21 protein-coding genes and 2 pseudogenes are annotated in these 16329 nt (G+C 58.7%); 5 read left to right on the forward strand and 18 right to left on the reverse strand.

Features of this window, described 5'->3' with window-relative positions:
• The first annotated feature begins 205 nt into the window (after positions 1-205).
• A complete protein-coding gene (locus tag ACQUQR_RS17015; RefSeq protein WP_435197652.1) occupies positions 206-652 on the forward strand; it encodes a universal stress protein in 447 nt (148 codons plus the stop codon).
• 57 nt (positions 653-709) lie between these two features.
• Here ACQUQR_RS17015 and ACQUQR_RS17020 read toward each other — a convergent pair whose 3' ends face one another.
• Positions 710-2047, reverse strand: a complete 1338-nt coding sequence (locus ACQUQR_RS17020; protein ID WP_435197594.1) for an MFS transporter — start codon at positions 2045-2047, stop codon at positions 710-712.
• A 389-nt stretch (positions 2048-2436) separates the two neighbouring features.
• On the opposite strand from ACQUQR_RS17020, the pseudogene ACQUQR_RS17025 reads away from it, so the two are divergent.
• Positions 2437-3282, forward strand: a pseudogene (locus ACQUQR_RS17025) (formate/nitrite transporter family protein).
• 40 nt (positions 3283-3322) lie between these two features.
• Positions 3323-4594, forward strand: coding sequence for an OFA family MFS transporter (locus ACQUQR_RS17030; RefSeq protein WP_435197595.1), 1272 nt, complete (start codon positions 3323-3325; stop codon positions 4592-4594).
• Between the two features lie 21 nt (positions 4595-4615).
• Here ACQUQR_RS17030 and ACQUQR_RS17035 read toward each other — a convergent pair.
• The 3 genes and pseudogenes from ACQUQR_RS17035 to chrA all read right to left on the reverse strand — a co-directional run bounded on the left by ACQUQR_RS17035 (position 4616) and on the right by chrA (position 8614).
• A pseudogene (locus ACQUQR_RS17035) lies at positions 4616-5642 on the reverse strand (hypothetical protein).
• Between the two features lie 190 nt (positions 5643-5832).
• A complete protein-coding gene (locus ACQUQR_RS17040; protein ID WP_435197596.1) occupies positions 5833-7197 on the reverse strand; it encodes an MFS transporter in 1365 nt (454 codons plus the stop codon).
• Between the two features lie 58 nt (positions 7198-7255).
• A complete protein-coding gene (gene chrA, locus ACQUQR_RS17045) occupies positions 7256-8614 on the reverse strand; it encodes a chromate efflux transporter (RefSeq protein WP_435197597.1) in 1359 nt (452 codons plus the stop codon).
• Between the two features lie 171 nt (positions 8615-8785).
• Here chrA and ACQUQR_RS17050 point away from each other — a divergent pair, with 171 nt between their 5' ends.
• Positions 8786-9376 (forward strand): hypothetical protein, encoded by a 591-nt coding sequence (locus ACQUQR_RS17050; RefSeq protein WP_435197598.1) that lies wholly within the window; start codon positions 8786-8788, stop codon positions 9374-9376.
• Positions 9377-9379: 3 nt separating this feature from the next.
• Positions 9380-9862 (forward strand): DUF892 family protein, encoded by a 483-nt coding sequence (locus tag ACQUQR_RS17055; RefSeq protein ID WP_435197599.1) that lies wholly within the window; start codon positions 9380-9382, stop codon positions 9860-9862.
• Between the two features lie 35 nt (positions 9863-9897).
• On the opposite strand, the gene ACQUQR_RS17060 is transcribed toward ACQUQR_RS17055, so the two are convergent.
• The 14 genes from ACQUQR_RS17060 to ACQUQR_RS17125 all read right to left on the reverse strand — a co-directional run bounded on the left by ACQUQR_RS17060 (position 9898) and on the right by ACQUQR_RS17125 (position 16262).
• Positions 9898-10287, reverse strand: coding sequence for a hypothetical protein (locus ACQUQR_RS17060; protein WP_435197600.1), 390 nt, complete (start codon positions 10285-10287; stop codon positions 9898-9900).
• Between the two features lie 82 nt (positions 10288-10369).
• Positions 10370-10900: a hypothetical protein gene (locus ACQUQR_RS17065; RefSeq protein ID WP_435197601.1), complete on the reverse strand. Its 531-nt coding sequence runs from the start codon at positions 10898-10900 to the stop codon at positions 10370-10372.
• A gap of 151 nt (positions 10901-11051) precedes the next feature.
• Positions 11052-11738 (reverse strand): DUF6166 domain-containing protein, encoded by a 687-nt coding sequence (locus ACQUQR_RS17070; RefSeq protein WP_435197602.1) that lies wholly within the window; start codon positions 11736-11738, stop codon positions 11052-11054.
• A gap of 120 nt (positions 11739-11858) precedes the next feature.
• On the reverse strand, positions 11859-12272 hold the full coding sequence (locus ACQUQR_RS17075; protein WP_042661788.1) for a putative toxin-antitoxin system toxin component, PIN family: 414 nt from the start codon (positions 12270-12272) through the stop codon (positions 11859-11861).
• The gene (locus ACQUQR_RS17080) at positions 12269-12532 is read right to left on the reverse strand and encodes an AbrB/MazE/SpoVT family DNA-binding domain-containing protein (protein ID WP_435066195.1); all 264 of its coding nucleotides are present in this window, start codon (positions 12530-12532) and stop codon (positions 12269-12271) included. The genes ACQUQR_RS17075 and ACQUQR_RS17080 overlap by 4 nt, the downstream gene beginning before the upstream one ends.
• A gap of 100 nt (positions 12533-12632) precedes the next feature.
• Positions 12633-12998 (reverse strand): DUF7568 family protein, encoded by a 366-nt coding sequence (locus tag ACQUQR_RS17085; RefSeq protein ID WP_435066196.1) that lies wholly within the window; start codon positions 12996-12998, stop codon positions 12633-12635.
• A 2-nt stretch (positions 12999-13000) separates the two neighbouring features.
• Positions 13001-13300 carry a hypothetical protein gene (locus tag ACQUQR_RS17090; protein ID WP_435197603.1) on the reverse strand — a complete coding sequence of 100 codons (300 nt, stop codon included), beginning with the start codon at positions 13298-13300 and terminating at the stop codon, positions 13001-13003.
• A 53-nt stretch (positions 13301-13353) separates the two neighbouring features.
• Positions 13354-13575: a hypothetical protein gene (locus ACQUQR_RS17095; RefSeq protein WP_435197604.1), complete on the reverse strand. Its 222-nt coding sequence runs from the start codon at positions 13573-13575 to the stop codon at positions 13354-13356.
• 49 nt (positions 13576-13624) lie between these two features.
• Positions 13625-13903 carry a DUF7389 domain-containing protein gene (locus ACQUQR_RS17100; protein WP_435197605.1) on the reverse strand — a complete coding sequence of 93 codons (279 nt, stop codon included), beginning with the start codon at positions 13901-13903 and terminating at the stop codon, positions 13625-13627.
• 23 nt (positions 13904-13926) lie between these two features.
• Positions 13927-14328 (reverse strand): DUF6166 domain-containing protein, encoded by a 402-nt coding sequence (locus ACQUQR_RS17105; protein WP_435197606.1) that lies wholly within the window; start codon positions 14326-14328, stop codon positions 13927-13929.
• 80 nt (positions 14329-14408) lie between these two features.
• Positions 14409-14804: a DUF7567 family protein gene (locus ACQUQR_RS17110; protein ID WP_435197607.1), complete on the reverse strand. Its 396-nt coding sequence runs from the start codon at positions 14802-14804 to the stop codon at positions 14409-14411.
• 77 nt (positions 14805-14881) lie between these two features.
• The gene (locus ACQUQR_RS17115) at positions 14882-15247 is read right to left on the reverse strand and encodes a DUF7568 family protein (RefSeq protein WP_435197608.1); all 366 of its coding nucleotides are present in this window, start codon (positions 15245-15247) and stop codon (positions 14882-14884) included.
• A 3-nt stretch (positions 15248-15250) separates the two neighbouring features.
• Positions 15251-15742: a hypothetical protein gene (locus ACQUQR_RS17120; protein WP_435197653.1), complete on the reverse strand. Its 492-nt coding sequence runs from the start codon at positions 15740-15742 to the stop codon at positions 15251-15253.
• A 103-nt stretch (positions 15743-15845) separates the two neighbouring features.
• Positions 15846-16262: a hypothetical protein gene (locus tag ACQUQR_RS17125; protein WP_435197609.1), complete on the reverse strand. Its 417-nt coding sequence runs from the start codon at positions 16260-16262 to the stop codon at positions 15846-15848.
• Positions 16263-16329: the final 67 nt, after the last annotated feature.

The raw sequence follows: 16329 nt of genomic DNA on the forward strand, positions 1-16329 counted from the left end.
CGCTGTCGCGTCACCCTTGCCCGCTACGCTTTCACAGCGCCAGCTCTACCCGACCAACAATCTGCTTCCGAAGAGCGTTCGTATCAAATCTCAGATTCATTCCTTCCGTCCTCTTTGGTCCACTCGCGCATGAGCGACTTCTCGGCGGTGCGTGAACACCATTATCCGTACCGCAAAGAGATATACAAACGGAACGAACCGACTCATGTTCGACCGAATACTCATCCCGACGGACGGCAGTGATCCATCGAAACCCGCGGTGGAGATGGCACTCAATCTTGCTGAATCGCATGATGCAACGCTCCACGTGCTCTATATCGTTGATCAGCCCACGTCCGTCTCCGGCATGGGGGAGGGATTTTCTGGTCTCGATGACCTTCTAGATGCGCTCGAAGAACGGGGGCAACAGGCGACGAAAGCCGTCGTCGAACAGGCCAGAGAGCGGGATATCGAGACGACAGCAGCGGTCCGTCGTGGGAACCCCCACGACGATATCCTCAGCTACGCAGAAGACAACGATATCGACGTTATCGTTATGGGGACGCACGGACGCACTGGGGTCAAACGTGCTCTCCTCGGAAGCGTCACCGAAAATGTCGTGCGTCACTCCGAGATCCCGGTGTTAACTGTTCACCGAGACCCCGAAGAGTAAGATACGGACGTCACCACTGTCTCCGTTCCTCGGTAAATGTAGAGATGTGGTGCGAGTTTAGTGGAGAGCTCCCTCGTCAGCGGTCTCTTCAGGCTCCGAGATCAGCCACTTGAGCGCGGCTGCGACGATGACACAGAGCCCGCTTAGGACGATGAAGACGGCAAACCCTCGCGCATACCCGATGTGCCCGTAGACGTCTACGAAGAGCCCCATCAGTGGGAGGATAACGAGAGTTCCACCACCTCCGATTCCACTGATCCAGCCGGAGGCCCCACCGACAGCTTCCGGGACGAACTTCGGCACTAGCTCGAATACGGCCGCGTTGGCGAATCCCATTCCCGTTCCGAGAACCATCATACCGAGGATGGCGGGCCAGAATCCAGTGAAGAACGTCATGATTGCACCGCCGAGGGCCATCACACCGAAGCTAATGATGGCAACTAATTCACCGCCGAATCTGTCACTGACACTCCCGGCGGGAACCCGAATGAGTGACCCGTAGACGATGAAGATACCTGCCAGCAGGCCGGCTGTCGTCAGCGTGAGTTCGTGGAACTCCGCCCAGTAGGTCGGGAACCACGCCGAGAGGGACGTGAACCCTCCGCCGAAGGAGACGGTATACAGGAAGACGAGAACCCACGTTCGGCGGTTTCTTGCGGACGTCCGTAGCGAATCCCACGTGCCGCCCGACGGGAAGATGTCTTGGCCGAGTTCGTCAGCGATTTCCTGTGACTCCTCCGGCGTTTTACCTTTCTTGCGGAGCTGGAAGTAGTACGGATCGACCGCGTACACCGCGTAGATAGCTGTGACGACCAGCAGGAACACTAACCACGTCGAGTAAGCCATGGTCAGCCCCCAGATGCCGATGAGGACGGGGAGAACGTAGACGACCATCCCCGGGCCGATGTTGCCGACGCCGGCGAACGCGCCAAGTGCGAACCCCTGTTTATCGCTGGGATACCAGTAGGAGGTTTGTGTGATCCCGGCGGAGAACGTCGCCCCACCCGCACCCGCGAGGAATCCGAAGAATACCAGAATAGGGTACAGACTCATGTTGAAGTCCTCCGGATAGGTGAGGAACAGCGTGATAACGAGCCCTGCTGTTCCGATGATTGTCGAGGCCATGAGGATGAGTAGCGGTTTCCGTCCGCCGACTTCGTCCACCCATGCACCGAACGGAATCCTGAGAATCGCCTTACTGAGATGCGGTGAGCCTAGCAAGAGGCCGTGAAGGACGCCGGCCAGTGCCAGATGTTCTTCGAGAACTGGCCCTGCTGCCCCGTAGAACACGATTGTGGTCAGGCCCGCATAGAAGACAAGCGTGGACATGATGAGCCCGCGTTTAGGCGTCCCGGTAACACCGTGTTCATCTGCGAGATGTTCTGCTTCAGTCATTAGTTTGGAGGGTGCTCCATCGTCTACGAAACTCGAGAAGAACTCCATCTACGCGAGTGGCTATGCGGCGTGGTCTTCGCTCTACAGATGAAGGATGTATCGTACCCATCTTCGTACAGTTTGTGTCTCTCCGATGGCCCCTTGTCTTTGTCGAATTATTTTTTGTGTGTCAATTTTTGAAAACCCGAATTCTACAATCTCAGTTCCTCGCAGGTAGTGCTAAACTGCTGTGGATTGATATATTATCATATTTTAGATGGTTTCTCTGAGAGGGGGTATCTCGTCGGAAACACTTCTCGGATTGAATCGTTAAGACCTCGCGCCGAATGGATCTTCAATACCGAGGGGACTGTTTAACTGGCAGCCCAGAAATAGTTTATAAACAGCGTATGACCACGGACTCTGATACTGAGCCATCTGGGGCCTCACTCTCATATCGGAACATTCTGGAACGGGAGATGGAAAGCGCTCTCAAGGAGATTAATCGTCCTCCGAAAGGCGTGTTCCTCTCTGGATTGTCTGCTGGACTCAATCTGAGTTTCGGGGCGTTACTCATGGGGATGGCCCTGACGTTCTCCGGGGGATTCGAATCAAAACTCGTTCAACAAGTCATTCTCGGTGGTGTCTCCTCGATTGCGTTCTTATTCGTCGTTATCGGCCAAACAGAGCTGTTTACTGCACATTCGACGATGGCGATTTTGCCAGTCCTCGATGGCCGTGCTACAGTACGAGGACTCGGTCGAGTCTGGAGCGTCACGTAAGTTTCGAACCTTGTCGGCTGTGCGCTATTTGCGGGTCTGATTACTATCCTTGGACCGGCCCTTGGAATTATTGACGCGGAGGCATTCGGCACGTTAGCGTCAGCGTTGCTCCCGTACTCATGGTGGGTAATATTTTTGAGTGGAGTGATTGCTGGCTGGCTAATGGGATTGGTCACTTGGCTCTCCGCGGCCAGTCGAGACACCGTCAGCCGAATTCTCTTCGTACTTCTCGTAACCGCTGTAATCGGATCAGGCCCCTTCCATCACAGTATCCTTGGGACTACAGAGGTTCTCTCTGCGATGTTTCTGGGTCAAGGTGTCTCTCTCGGTGACTTCGGTCATTTCCTCCTCTGGACGACATCCGGCAATATCGTTGGTGGAGGGGTCTTCGTCGGGTTGCTCAACTATGGACACGTCGCGCTTGCTGGTGAACAGCAAGATATCGATTTCGATGCCACGGAAGAGGATGAATGAGGCTTAGTAGCGCTACAAACGTTTGCAGAATCACCGTATAATGAGCAGCGAGTCCTCTCACACGCACTCGACACCTGACATTAGTGTCCGAGCTCGGGAAACACTGGGCAGGTCACGGTGGTGGCAGGTGGCAGCTGCGGCGATTATGATGGCGCTCGTGAGTCCGTATCAGTACGTCTGGTCGTCGATCGAGGGGCCGTTGGCGGCCGATCTCTCGATTCCGCTTCCGGCTCTCGGACTGGTTTTCACACTGTTTGTTGGGTTTCAGTCGCTATCGCAGTTTCCAATCGGCTGGTGGCGGGACACCCATGGGCCTCGCTTGATCAGCTTTGCCGCAGGCATCCTTGCTGGTGGCGGCTACGTCGGCCTCGCTTACGCGACCGAAGTTTGGCAGCTGTACGTGCTCTATTCACTCGGGGCTATCGGCGTCGGAATCGTCTATACCGTCGCAGTCAATACGGCACTCAAGTGGTTCCCTGATCGGCGAGGGCTGACGACGGGGATCGGAACGATGGCGTTCGCAGCCGGGAGTGCACTGTTCATTCCATACGTCCGTGCCAATGCGACGGTCGCTGGCTATTCGACCGTTCTTCGTAACATGGGACTCCTCATCGGTGTCGGCGTCATTGTAGGGGCACTCATCCTTCGAGATCCGCCAGAAAACTGGACCAAGAAGTCAGCAGAGAGCACAAGCTCGAGTGACCACTCGGGAGCACCAGGACAGCGTGAGTATCGATGGCAAGAAATGGTCCGGACCTGGCAGTTCTGGCTTCTCCTAGTGATGTTCACGCTCGTGAATACTGCTGGGCTGATGCTGACAGCGAAGGTCGTTTCACTGGCGCAGCAGTTCGGGCTGTCGGCGGCGATCGCAACTGCGTCTGCGATGGTTCTTGCCCTCGTAGGCGGGCTCAGCCGTATTCTCGTGGGTGGACTCTCCGATCGAGTCGACCGACGGCTCACTATTGCGGTGACTGCTATGTTGTGTGGTGTCGGGATGTTTGTTCTCGTCTGGGCTGGCTTGCTTGGTTCGCAGTGGGGGTTCGTGGCGGCAGTTATCGTCGCGACGTTCTTCTGGAGTCCACAGTTTGCCTTGTTCCCGAGTATTGTTGGCGACTACTACGGGCAGGCACAGTCTTCGACGAACTACGCGCTGGTTTATCTGGGGAAGGTTGGTGGTGGTCTCTTCGGTGGCGTGATCGCTGGTGTCCTGATCACGATGACGGGCTGGTCTACGACGTTCCTTCTTGGCGGTGTTCTGGCTGTCTGTGCAGGCTTAGGCGCACTTGTTCTCACGCCCCCAAAGTCAGCGTAACTCCATTTCTAAAATAATGCTCTAGTTCGCAACGTCTCGAAATCGTTCGCGAATCACATTCTTACGCTCCTCGAACTGGTCGACCTTCTCCTGCAGATCATCGTTGACGCGCTCGATGCTCGCGAGTGCCCGCTCGTCGGCGAGCGACGCCTGGGGCCCGTTGTCTCCGTCTGCTTCCATCACCTCCTCGTAGGCTCGTTTGACGCGCTCGATGGTGCCCTCCGGGTTGAACAGGATATCGTTGGCCGTGCGGACGTAGCCGTCCAGTGACACACTCCCCTTGCCCTGAAAGAAGTGAGTAAGCGCGTACGTGGCATCGGAATGCAGCGTCCACATATCGATCTCGACGGGGAGGCTGCATTGGCCTCGACATCGTTCGCAGCGCGCTCGGCCAGATAGTCCGGGAAGCCGAGCAAGCTGTAGAACTCCGTGACGGTGAACGGAAGATCGGCAAAGTCGAGGTCGATGTCCTGGGCGTCACGGAGTAGCCGTCCTGAGCGAAACCTTCTGCGTAGACGGCGTGCTCGCTGAAGAAGTCGTAGCCCGAAGTGACGCCCATCGTGATCGGGTCCGACCGCCTCGGCAGCCGGACTTCGAGGCCGTCGAACATCACGTCCATATGGACCTCGCCACCGCCCCGGTAGCACCGGATTTCGCCGAACATCACGTCGCCGAGCGGCGTCCCGTCGATGGTCTCCTCGCGGAGGACCTCTTCCAAGGGCCTGTACACGTCTACCGGGTTGATTATCGCGTAACTGTCCGTAGGAACGTGAAATAGTGGGTCTGCGTGGGACTCATCGTCTGTCGCGTGGTCGCGCGTTCTCGTGGGCTCGACCAGAGCGTTGAAGCGATCTGTTTCGACCCACTCGTCGGAGTAGGGATTCCGGAATGCGACTGTCGTCTCGACGGCCTGCGGGAGGTCACGAATCGTCTCGGCGAAGGACTTCGGTTCGTCGACCGTTTTCTTCTGCCGGTACCAGTTGGGTAGTTCTGTATCGGTTCGTCCGTCGACGCCAGCGAAGATAGTTCTGGACTCTGGATCTTTCATCTCAGTCACCCCACTTCAGGAATCCTCGTCGACGTGCGATTGCATCGTCTCGCGCCCTGCGCCCCTCTCCCGGGCGCAAAAACAACACCACATTAACCAACATTTGGGTCGGAGCCTCCAATACGTTGGTTAACTTGGACTCCCGTCGATAACGAGTGACTCGTCAGGGCGAGAATGAGGCAGGATCGCTTCAGACGTAGGCTTCGAACTCCTCTCCAAAGGCGAGGAAGTAACCGGTCCCGATGACGCCGATCACGGCCGCAATAGTGAATGCAATCTCTGGATTGACGAATTCCCACAGATAGCCACCAAGCGCGGCACTCGGAATGACGACCGTGTTCCGGAGCAGGTAGTAGGTGCCCGTAACGCGGCCGCCGGCTCCTGCCTCGGCGGGTCCGACGATCAACGCCTTATGTGAGGGCAAGCCGGCGAACCGAAGCCCGGAGAACGCGAAGATAAGGATCATCGCCCACTGGAGCGGCATTACCGCTCTGAGAACCTCTGGCCCACCGATGAGGACGATTGGGAACAGAGCGTAGACTGCGAACCCCAACGCGACGACGGGTTTGAGCCCGACTCGTTCGGCGACTTTCGCGGCTGGTGCCATCGAGATGAGCGCAATCAACATCTCGACGCCGAGCAGGAAGCCGAAGAACGCCTCCGGCGAGAGATCGATTGCGTATGAGAAGCCAGCCAGTGAGACGGTCGTCTCGAAGCCAACTTGGTAGAACCGGGTGATCACGAGAACGAAGAAGACGTACACCATTCCATTGGCGAACCGGACGAGCGTGTCACCGACGAGCAGTGGCCGGAGCGCGGACGGCATCTCGCGGAGGTCCGCCCGAATCTGTGCCAGCCCCTCGAAGGAGTCGCCGATGGAGTCCTCGCTGGCGTCGTAGAGGATGTGCTGAGCGACTGTTCCGATGATTCCGAAGACGACGGCGACGGCGAGGACGTATTGGAAACTCACCGTGAAGTCCGGGTGGAAGCTGATGAGGACGGCCGCGAGTACCGGCCCGATGAGGAAGGCCGTCCGGCGGAACGTCTCAGTGCTGGCGAAGCCAGCGGCCAGCTGCGAGGGGTCGATTGCCTGCTTGACGACGGCGAACGTTGCACCCAACCCGAACGATTTCCAGCCCTGTGCGAGCAGCAGGCCAACGAAGATCCAGATCCAGGGTGGGATCGTGACGCCGGCGACGGTGATCACGCCGAGATGCGGCGCGATCAACCAGACCCCGAACCCGAGCGTCGAAATCAACCCGAACAGCGTGAGTGCATACCGCGAGCCGAGTCGGTCCGAGAGGGCGCCACCGGGATACGGGAACACCGCTGAGACGATATTGCTGACTGTCCCGAAAAGGCCGACGACGAACCCGGATGCTCCGAGTGCGACGATATACTCGGGGATGAATCGGCTGGTCATCTGGAAGCCGAGACTGAACGCGAACATCGCCAGCGACAGCACCAGCACGTCCCGTTCGAGCGCGAAGAACTGCCGAAACGTATCTAACGGCCCCGATTCGTCCGTTTCAACCGTGACTTGTTCCTGACTCATGATTGTCTCCGTGTCGAACGTCGTCGTGTGATTTCGTGGTTGGTGAGCTGTGCCTGAGTCATAGGACGAGGAAGTACCATGCCATGCCGATCCCGCCGCCGCCCAGAATCAGATACGCCGCGTGGGTGCCGCGGACGAACAGTCCGAACGTGGCCACGGCGAGGGCGACGGTGAAGGCGTCGACGAACGACTCCGCGGCGAGTGTGACGGTTGCTCCAAGGATCGCTCCGACGACGGCCGCGTTGACGCCGGTCAACGCGGTCTGGATGACGTCGTTCTCGCGAACCCGCGCGAAATACGGGAAGAAGCCCATGATGAACACGAACGACGGGCCGAACGCACCGATTGTGGCGACCAGCGCTCCTAGGATAGCGATCCACACGACGCCGCCGGAGACGTCCAGCAATAGTTTGTAGCCGACGAACGCCGTCGTCATCACGACGGGACCGGGTGACAGTTGACCGATGGCGATGCCGTCGACGAACTCTCGAGCGGTCATCCACGCGAACTCGTTGACGACGTACTTCTCGATGAACGGAATGAGGACGAGGCCGCCGCCGTAGATGAACGACCCCGTGTAGACCATGAACAGGAACAGCTTCACCCACGGGTTCGCCCAGAGGGCGAGGGCAATCCCCCAGAGTGGACTTGCCTCAATAGCCGTTCGAACGCGTGGGCCGACCAGCTCGAGTACGCGACCTCGGAGCGCATATAGCCCACTGAGGACGGCTGTCACGGCGCCGGCAGCAGTAATTCGCTTCACGTTTGCTCGCACCCAGTCCGATCGATAGAGTGTGACAGCGATGAGTCCAGCAATGATGAATTCGAGGACCGGGTTCGGGTTTACCGTCGCCGTCGCGACGGTCGCAGCCACGAGAAGTGCGACTAATAGAAAGTCGACTGACCAGGTCTCCGAGCCGATACTGAATTCGGCGTGGTCCCGACCGTCGGCGAGGGCGCTCTGTGCCATCGAGTAGGCGGCGCCGACGATGAGCCCGATGACGACGGGATTGATTCCGTAGAACGCTGCTTCGACGGCTGGAAGCGTCTGGTAGGCGAAGTACAGCCACGAGAAGAAGACGACGAGGACGAACGTCGGGAGCATGAAAAAGAAGCCAGCGACCAGGGCACCCGGGTTGCCGGCGCGAATCCAGCCCATGAAGATGCCGAGCTGTGTCGACGCCGGCCCGGGCAGCATGTTGCAGATCGCCAGTCCCTCCATGAAAATCGACTCGTCAGTCCATCGGCGTGAGTCTTCGCCGACGAGGTCGTCTTCCATCATCGCGATGTGGACGAGTGGGCCGCCGAATCCGACGATTCCGATGAACAGGAAGTAGCGGGCGATCTCGACGAGCTTCGTCGGGCTCGCCTGCCCGCTGTACTCCTCGACGGCGACGGATGCTTCGACGTCAGCCATCGTCGTAACTAGCCCCAGGAGACGATCCGGCGATCGGAGTTGTTGTTTGAGACACGATACCGTTCATACTCACCTGTCTTCCTTCGAGGTAAATAATATTTCTATAGCCGTGTAGTATCTCCGATTTACTTTCGGCTGGTTTTTACTCCCCCGCTGCCCACCACGCTGTATATGACCGGCCGAAAGAACGCGATGCTGACGACTGAGGACCGGCGATGGTTGACGGGCGAGAAGACCTACGACGGGCAACACGCCAAGCAGCAACGCTACCAGCGACGGAAAGACATCCGCGAACGGGTCTACAATTCGATGCTGGATTTCTCGATTCTGTTCGAAGAGCTCGAGGAAGACGAGTGGCGAGAGATCCTCGGCGAGGTAGACGATGCCGGCCGTCAGTGGCGGGATGCGGACGATGAGCTCCAGGCTGGCGTTCGTGACGGGCTTGCGTTTCTGCTCCGGAGCGTCGGTATCGGCGCGTTGATGCGAGCGGACGGCTCGGCGGGTGGGACGATCCCCGGGCGAATGGTAACAACAGCAGTCCGACGGGCAGGTCATCGCGACGGAATGCTCGTCGAGTCGGTGTCTGTGGATATTGAGGCGACGGATGTGGGTGTCCCCGAACTCCTCGAAGAACTCGAGGAAGGCGGAACTATCTCTCCGAGCGGCCTCTACTTACTGATGGAGAGTGGAGTTGTCGATACCGACGTGGTGCAGGAGTGTCTGCGTGATCAGCTCTTCGATGAGCGTACGGAGGAGGTGTAATAGATGTCGATTACCTCGAAGCGCGAATTATTCGACCGGGAACTTCGGAAACTCTACCACGCAGAGATCGAGATTCTGGACCTCCATAGCGATCTCGCTGCAGCCGCAGCTAGCGACGAAGTAACGGCGATCTTCGGTGGCCACGAAGGAGATACCGTCGATCAAATCGATCGTATCGAGGAGATCTTCGCGACGCTGGATATGGAAACGCGTGAACAGGGAAGTCCGATTATGGAGGGACTCATCGCAGAAAAAGATCAGTTCGTTCTCGAAATCGAGGACGACGAACTGCGTGACTTGGACGTGATCAACATCGGGATGATAAACGAGCGGCTGGAGATTACCCTCCTTGACCGGCTCATCCTGCTGGCAGACGAACTTGGGCTTCCGGAACCTACGAAGAGTAACTTGGAAGAAAATCGGTCGGAAGCACAGACTGCCCTTGAACGTATGCAGCAATTTCTTCAAGACCGGCGTATTGGCTAAAGCAATTGTTTATGCTGGATGGCCCTTTGTTTGAACTAATGCCGTTCTTCGAGGACAATCTGCCTTGCTTCAGCGACAAGTCCGTGGGCATCAACCATCGCTTCTGCATCAAGAGCGACTGCGGCTCCAATCCCGTCTTCGAGAACGAAATTCATCTCGATAACGTTCTCGAAGCACTGAACCAGGCACGTAAGCTGTCCGTGGTCTTCTGAGAAGGTGTTTTCGTAGATTGGTGCCGTTAACGATTCCATTCGGGACTCGTCAATTGCAGATTCGAGCTCATCTGTCGTATATTGCTCAGCGACGTCATCCCTGAGATGGACGATTTCGTACGTGTCTTCCTCGTATTTCACGATACTCCGGAGATTCCCGTCAGTCCGTTGCTCGAAGAAGTTCTCGAGCCGGGTGGCCATCCTTGTCGCCATATTACCAACTCGTATCTCTTTCGACATAGACGTAGGGCAAAGAAATAACATCGCTGTATCGATTATCGTCATCTTCTGCCTTTCAATCTCTCCGCCTACGGCGCACCTGTTCAGGATTCGGAACCCACGGATGTGCGTCCCAGCAGTGGAGGGCGTGCTCTCGTGCTGTACCGAACAGCGCCTCACACGACCCACACTCGTAGGCGGTCTCGGGCCAGCATTCCGTGACGAACATCGCGGTTACCGTTGACCTGACTGGGTCTGGTGCGGCCGACCGCTGAACGTAATCATAGCCGATTACTGTCCGTCGACGAAGCGCCGACTGCGCCAGCCGTTCGGGCCGGTCTGCTGGGAGATACACCCACCGGACGAACGCGTCCTCTGAGTCCTTCGCCGAGGGTTGGAGAATGAACCACCGGTTGTGTTCGTCGCGGAACAGATACCGCTCAGTGCCCCGATTTTGGAGATAGAGCGGATCACCATGGCCGGGAATCAGCCGAAGTCCCACGGACGGCGAGATCGGGGCGAGGAGTCGCTCTTTCAGCGTGAGCGAGCGGGACTCTCCGGCCGAATTCTCGGTCTCGAAGTCGTCAAGCGTCGCTTCGTCAGTCATGATTCGCTGGGATTCGTCTCGCCGGTGTCTTTCCCAGCTGTTCGCTCGTGCCGGTCGTTGTATCGCTCAAGTTCTCGACCGATACGCTCCAGCGCTGTGATGGCGCGTTCGATGAGCTGGTACGTTGCTCGCGAAAGTCGGATGTTTTCCATCAGATGTCCTCCTCTGGCTCGACGAGGTCGTTACTCTCAGCGACGAGTGCCTGAACGGCTGAGGCAGGGTCGTTCTCGACCGGAAGTGTTTGATGGCCAAGCGGGGCGGGATACGCCCGGTCGCCCTGCGCGCAAAGTATGATCAACCACTCCTCGCTCCCTTCGGCGAGGACGACGTAGTGGTCGATATCCCGGCGTTGGAAGACTGTCCGATCTGTCCGGCTCACCGCACTCCAATTCGCCGGCAGTGACGATGGCGGCGTCCCACCATCTGACGTGAGTTCTCGGTCCTCTTCGAATTCGGCGAGTGCCGCCTCGATATCCTCCCCGGAGAGGTGCCAGCAGTCGGCCGGGCCATCGCACGCGAGTTGACTCACCACCTCGTTGCGGAACTGGATGTAATGCTGGTGGGCGACGCGTTCGTCGTTAGTGTAATCGAGGAGGAGCGCACAGGCGAGCTGTGCCGGGCCGCTTCCGGTGTAGCCCCAGTCGAAGCCCGCTGGGCTGTGTCGCACGAGGCCGAGGCCCCGATCCGGGGTGAGGCGCTCGTGGTCGGTGAGCTTCAGCACAACCGGCGTCCCGTTGACGCGCATGCCGACGTACTCGACGTCGGCTGGTGTTGGCTGACTGCGTTCGCTCTCGTTCTGTGCTGGCGCTCGTGGATTGGTGGTCGAATCTGTCTCCATCGGTTGAACGCGGGCGTTCGGATGCCCCGCACCCCTCTCGGGGGGTCGAAAAACCATACTGGATGAGCACACTCGAGGAGAGCCCTCGTGTACGACCTATTTTCGGGAAGCCACAGGGGATTACTCGGTCGTGAGGCGGTCGTAGAACGTTCGGGGCTCGACAATATCGATCCCACGGAACGAGTCGAGATCGAGTAGATGGCGGTCGCCGGAGACGATGTAGTCGACGTTGCCCGCTACGGCAGCTTCGAGGAACTTGTCATCGTCAGGATCAGCCTCGACCGCTGTGATCTCTTCATCCGGGTCGACGAACTCCGCGAAATAGCGGATCGTTTCGACCTCCTGTTGGACGTCTTCTTCGTCCATGTGGAACTTCTCCGGGTATTTGAGCAGGGTGTCTCGAAATTCCGTGAGCGTCGCGACGGAGACGACGATCTGATACTCGCTGCTAAACCCCTTGACGACTATCTCGTGGGGGACGCCAGTTGCGATAACGCTCGAAATGAGAACGTTCGTATCGAGAACCGCTCTCATTCATCGGCGCCCCGCGCATCATGCACCAGCTCGTTGACCTCGTCCATCGAGAGGTCGACCGTCTCAGCACGCTCTTCGACCCGCTGCTGGAACTCCTCGACGGAGGGGAGTTCGAGTTTCTTCAGTACAAGGCCGTAGTCCGTCGGGACGACCATCAGCTTCGTGCCCTTTTCGAGGCCGAACTGTTTGCGTAGCCGACTTGGGATGGTGATCTGTCCCTTCGACGTCACCGTCGTGACTTCAGGGTCGTCAGTACTCATGAGTGGCTCTATGTAAGAATTCCTTACGCAGCGTCTTGAACCCACCGGTCAGGTCGATTCCACTGCGTCTTCCATCGTCGTTTGGTTCCCTTGTCGAGAATCACCGCTCGGGGCCGTAGACGATTGCTGAGCGGCTTTCATAGCCGCACTCCCGACACTCGAACCACCGTTGAATCTTCGCACCGTCAGCACTCTTCTGGCCGACGACGACCTCGTCGTTCGGACACTCTGGGCAGCGGAGCTCTGGCTGGGGGCGCTTTTCGAGTTCGTCCCGAAGCCACGTGGTGTCCTTTGTCGCGAATCCGCGCGACCACACGGGGTAGCCCTCGACGAGAATCGCGGCCCGCCACTTGTGGACGTACGAATCCGGCGCACGGTGCAGGACTGCTCGGGCGTTGCTCCCTCTGTTTCGGTACGCCAGGGTCGGAGTACGGCTCTCTCGGGTCCAGTTGGTGAGTCGTGTCATAGTTACTCCTCGAAGAGACAGCGAGCGGCTGCATCGTCGCCAGCGAGGGTCTGCTGATCCTCGTCCGTATCAGCGAAGAGTGTTGACTGATCTCCCTCGGATGTTTGCTCAACTTCGGGTCGATCGTCGACGCCGAACTCACTCGCCTCGGGCTGGTCAAGACGCGAATCCCGGTCACGATGATCCACGTCAGCGCCGAAGTCCTCGAGTGAGGTCTCGACGCTTGTTTCGGTTACTTCGAGTTGGCCATCGTCACTGAATGCGGTCTGTCGTTGAATTTCGATCTCGGGTTGATCGCTCATTTCATTCGAGCCTCCACCCACCGAGGCTCCGACAGACACCTCCGGGCGTTGGGTCAATCGTCTTGTGCGCGGATTTCGCTGGCCCGATCTTTGAGCTGGCGAAGAATCGGGATCCGTTGCTGATTCGCGTTCTCGTAGGCGACGCAGGCTCGCAGCGTCTCCATATCATTGATCGTCACGATACCAGCGTTGATGAGTCGCATATTCGGGGGTTCGAGCCGTTGTTCTGGCGAAAGCTCGCTTGCGTCTGTTGTTTGACCGTCTGGATTGCTCACTGATGATCGCCTCCGTCACTGCTGAGGCGACAAAAAACAGCCCTCGCCGTTACCCGTCTTCTTCCTCGGGTTGGATCTGGCGGGCGTCCTCCGCGAGATCGTGGATGTACTCCCGAAGAATCTCCATGTCCTCGCGAGCGTCTTCGAGGGTCTTACCTTTCGCTTTCGCGATTACCTCGTCCTGATCCCTGGTACCGGTTCCTCGTTTGAGCTTCACGGTGAGGGAGACGCCGACGTCACTGCGTTCGACGTACTCCGTTCGTGTCGTCTGTTCACTGGTTCCGGCCGATTCGCCATCCGCACGAGATGGTTGGGTATGTTCTGACATGGATTTCTTTCGGTGATTGGTATTCAGATGGACGGTGCAACCGGCTCGCCGGGTGTTTCGTGAAGGATTGCGTCGATATCGGGTCCGGTGAGTCGCCAGCTTCCAGCAGACCCAGCGCAGTCCAGCTGGCTCACGACCTCGGTTTTGAACGCCTGGTAGTGGTCGAGGGCGAACGCTTCGTCACCTGTGTAGTCGAGGAGGAGTGCGAGCGCGAGTTGTGCCGGACCACTACCACCATATCCCCATTCGAATCCCGAGGGACTGTGATTCACCAGCGCGAGACTCCGCTCTGGTGTGAGCCGTTCTTGGCCGGGACGTTTCTCAACGATAGCCTGCCCGCTCTGCCGATACCCGACGTAGGCGATGTCGCAGTCGCTCGCTGGGTGTGTCTGTTCAATCGAGTGTGTGTCGCTAGGTCTACTCATCGGTCTGTTCGGGAGCTACTCGTTCGAGCACCCCCGCACCCCTCAGGGGGCGAAAAACAGCCACAGGGACTGCTTGCCCCCTACGCGAGATGGGAGATATCGGCTGGTTCGTCGACATCGTCGAACTCGCCTTGTTCGACCGGCTGCCAGTCATCGCCGGGTGCTGGACTCCACCAGTCGACCTCGTAGGCGCCCGGTGCGCCGAAGATCTTCACCCGTGCCGACCCATCAGGTAGGTCGCGACGGAGCTTCTCGTCGACGTGGAGATTCCACGTTGAGTGGGTGTCGAAGCAGGCGAGGACGGCCTCCTCGTAGCCGCGTGTCTCTCGGGATTCCTGGAGTTCGACCTGCGTGTTGCAGTTCTTGCAGAACACACCTTCGAACGGAATGTGACTGAATACCTCGTGCCCGCAGACCGGACACCAGAGGAACTCGAACAGTGCTTCGCTGTGACGGTCGATGACTTCCAGACTCATCTGTGGATCTGGCCCGATTGAGATGGGCCACCCATCCCAGCCCAAAATAAACGTCACCGCAGATACGTTCCCATCAATCAGCGCTCAGCGCCGTAGACAATTCGCGAGGGGGCTTCGTACCCGCAGTTCCGACACTCGAACCAGCGCTGAACCTTCGCGCCGTCAGCCGTTTTTCCGCCGATTGCCACATCGCTGTTCAGACACTCGGGACAACTCAGTTCGGGCGCTGGCCGGTCACGGAGCTCGTCACGGAACGATTTCGCGTCTTTCGTCTCGTACCCCCGCGACCACACCGGGTAGCCGTCGACGAGGATTGCACCACGCCACTTGTAGCGGTACGAGCCCGGTGCTCGGTGTAAGACAGCCCGAGCTCCGGTCTCGGTATTCCGGTATGCGAGTGTGGGTGTGCGACTCTCGCTCTTCCAATTTGTGATCCGGGACATCTGTTAGAAGTGGACGTCGGCGGGCACGATCCAGAGCTCCTCGCTCTCCTCCAGCACTCGATCCAGCTGCTCACGGTGACGGATACCGTTCGCATATTCGTTGTACAGGAAGATCGTTGGCCCGTCGTAGGCGCCGACCTGGTGGAAGGCGTGCCGAGCGAGATCTTCGTCGCGCATGATCTCCTCGTCGGAGAGTTCGTCAAGTGCTTCCCTCACCCGGTCGAGGTTGCGCTCGAACTCCTCTTTCGTCGCCTCCCAGCCACGCTCAAGCAGGTCTTGGCCGTCATCGGAGTCGACGGGGGCTGCAGTCGGCAACTCTCCCCATCGCGCCTTCCCCGCAACGGACGTGTCCTCCTCGTCGAACGTGACGTAGTAGTCGAAGACGGCGCCGGCGTGTGGGTCCGCGCCGACCAGGCAGTCGAACACCGACTTTCCGGTGGCCAGGGCGTCGTCGTGCGTCGATGCCTCTACGAGGGCGTAAATCACCATGTGCATCTCGAACACCTCGAAACGCCGACGCACCGGGTGTCGTTGCTCGCTCCAGCTGCGCCGGCACCCATCGCCGGCGCTCGAAAAACCTGCTCGTGACGGCGGATTCTCAGGCCTCGTCCGCTCGTTCGACAGTGATAGTCAGGTTGCCCGATTCGTAGTCGGCCTCGAAGTCGACGGCGAACGCGTCCGCCTCGTAGGCGGCGTGGTAAGCACGGTGGCGTGCGAGCGAGCCAGTGGCCTTGAAGTGGAAGAATGCGGCCGCCGTGTAGGGCTTGCTCTGGGTTTCGACCTGCGACTCGACGGATGCGGGGAGCGCGATCTGGGGCGTCGCCGTGTCGATACTCGCAGCGAACTCCTTCGCTTCCTCGATGGTTGCTTGCGAATGTGCCGGTGTCTCGCCGGTGAGCACGTTCACCGGGGTTTTCGTCTCGTCGGTGAACAGGACATCTTCGAAGGTGTGTGTTCCGAGGATCGCCTCGGGATCCAACTCGCAGTCGTGAAACGGGTCGTCCTCTGAGGTCATCGAATCACGAGCCTATGGCGGGGCTCACCCATTCCGCCCCTGAAAAACAGCAGCTGCCACGAAGCAG

Source organism: Natronomonas sp. EA1, from assembly GCF_051195035.1.
In the GTDB taxonomy this organism is placed as follows: Archaea; Halobacteriota; Halobacteria; order Halobacteriales; family Haloarculaceae; genus JBNTJV01.

Coding starts and splice junctions, on each gene's coding strand:
- ACQUQR_RS17015 (WP_435197652.1), top strand. CDS start 206: ATGTTCGACCGAATACTCATCCCGACGGACGGCAGTGATCCATCGAAA.
- ACQUQR_RS17020 (WP_435197594.1), bottom strand. CDS start 2,047: ATGACTGAAGCAGAACATCTCGCAGATGAACACGGTGTTACCGGGACG.
- ACQUQR_RS17030 (WP_435197595.1), top strand. CDS start 3,323: ATGAGCAGCGAGTCCTCTCACACGCACTCGACACCTGACATTAGTGTC.
- ACQUQR_RS17040 (WP_435197596.1), bottom strand. CDS start 7,197: ATGAGTCAGGAACAAGTCACGGTTGAAACGGACGAATCGGGGCCGTTA.
- chrA (WP_435197597.1), bottom strand. CDS start 8,614: ATGGCTGACGTCGAAGCATCCGTCGCCGTCGAGGAGTACAGCGGGCAG.
- ACQUQR_RS17050 (WP_435197598.1), top strand. CDS start 8,786: ATGACCGGCCGAAAGAACGCGATGCTGACGACTGAGGACCGGCGATGG.
- ACQUQR_RS17055 (WP_435197599.1), top strand. CDS start 9,380: ATGTCGATTACCTCGAAGCGCGAATTATTCGACCGGGAACTTCGGAAA.
- ACQUQR_RS17060 (WP_435197600.1), bottom strand. CDS start 10,287: ATGGCGACAAGGATGGCCACCCGGCTCGAGAACTTCTTCGAGCAACGG.
- ACQUQR_RS17065 (WP_435197601.1), bottom strand. CDS start 10,900: ATGACTGACGAAGCGACGCTTGACGACTTCGAGACCGAGAATTCGGCC.
- ACQUQR_RS17070 (WP_435197602.1), bottom strand. CDS start 11,738: ATGGAGACAGATTCGACCACCAATCCACGAGCGCCAGCACAGAACGAG.
- ACQUQR_RS17075 (WP_042661788.1), bottom strand. CDS start 12,272: ATGAGAGCGGTTCTCGATACGAACGTTCTCATTTCGAGCGTTATCGCA.
- ACQUQR_RS17080 (WP_435066195.1), bottom strand. CDS start 12,532: ATGAGTACTGACGACCCTGAAGTCACGACGGTGACGTCGAAGGGACAG.
- ACQUQR_RS17085 (WP_435066196.1), bottom strand. CDS start 12,998: ATGACACGACTCACCAACTGGACCCGAGAGAGCCGTACTCCGACCCTG.
- ACQUQR_RS17090 (WP_435197603.1), bottom strand. CDS start 13,300: ATGAGCGATCAACCCGAGATCGAAATTCAACGACAGACCGCATTCAGT.
- ACQUQR_RS17100 (WP_435197605.1), bottom strand. CDS start 13,903: ATGTCAGAACATACCCAACCATCTCGTGCGGATGGCGAATCGGCCGGA.
- ACQUQR_RS17105 (WP_435197606.1), bottom strand. CDS start 14,328: ATGAGTAGACCTAGCGACACACACTCGATTGAACAGACACACCCAGCG.
- ACQUQR_RS17110 (WP_435197607.1), bottom strand. CDS start 14,804: ATGAGTCTGGAAGTCATCGACCGTCACAGCGAAGCACTGTTCGAGTTC.
- ACQUQR_RS17115 (WP_435197608.1), bottom strand. CDS start 15,247: ATGTCCCGGATCACAAATTGGAAGAGCGAGAGTCGCACACCCACACTC.
- ACQUQR_RS17120 (WP_435197653.1), bottom strand. CDS start 15,742: ATGCACATGGTGATTTACGCCCTCGTAGAGGCATCGACGCACGACGAC.
- ACQUQR_RS17125 (WP_435197609.1), bottom strand. CDS start 16,262: ATGACCTCAGAGGACGACCCGTTTCACGACTGCGAGTTGGATCCCGAG.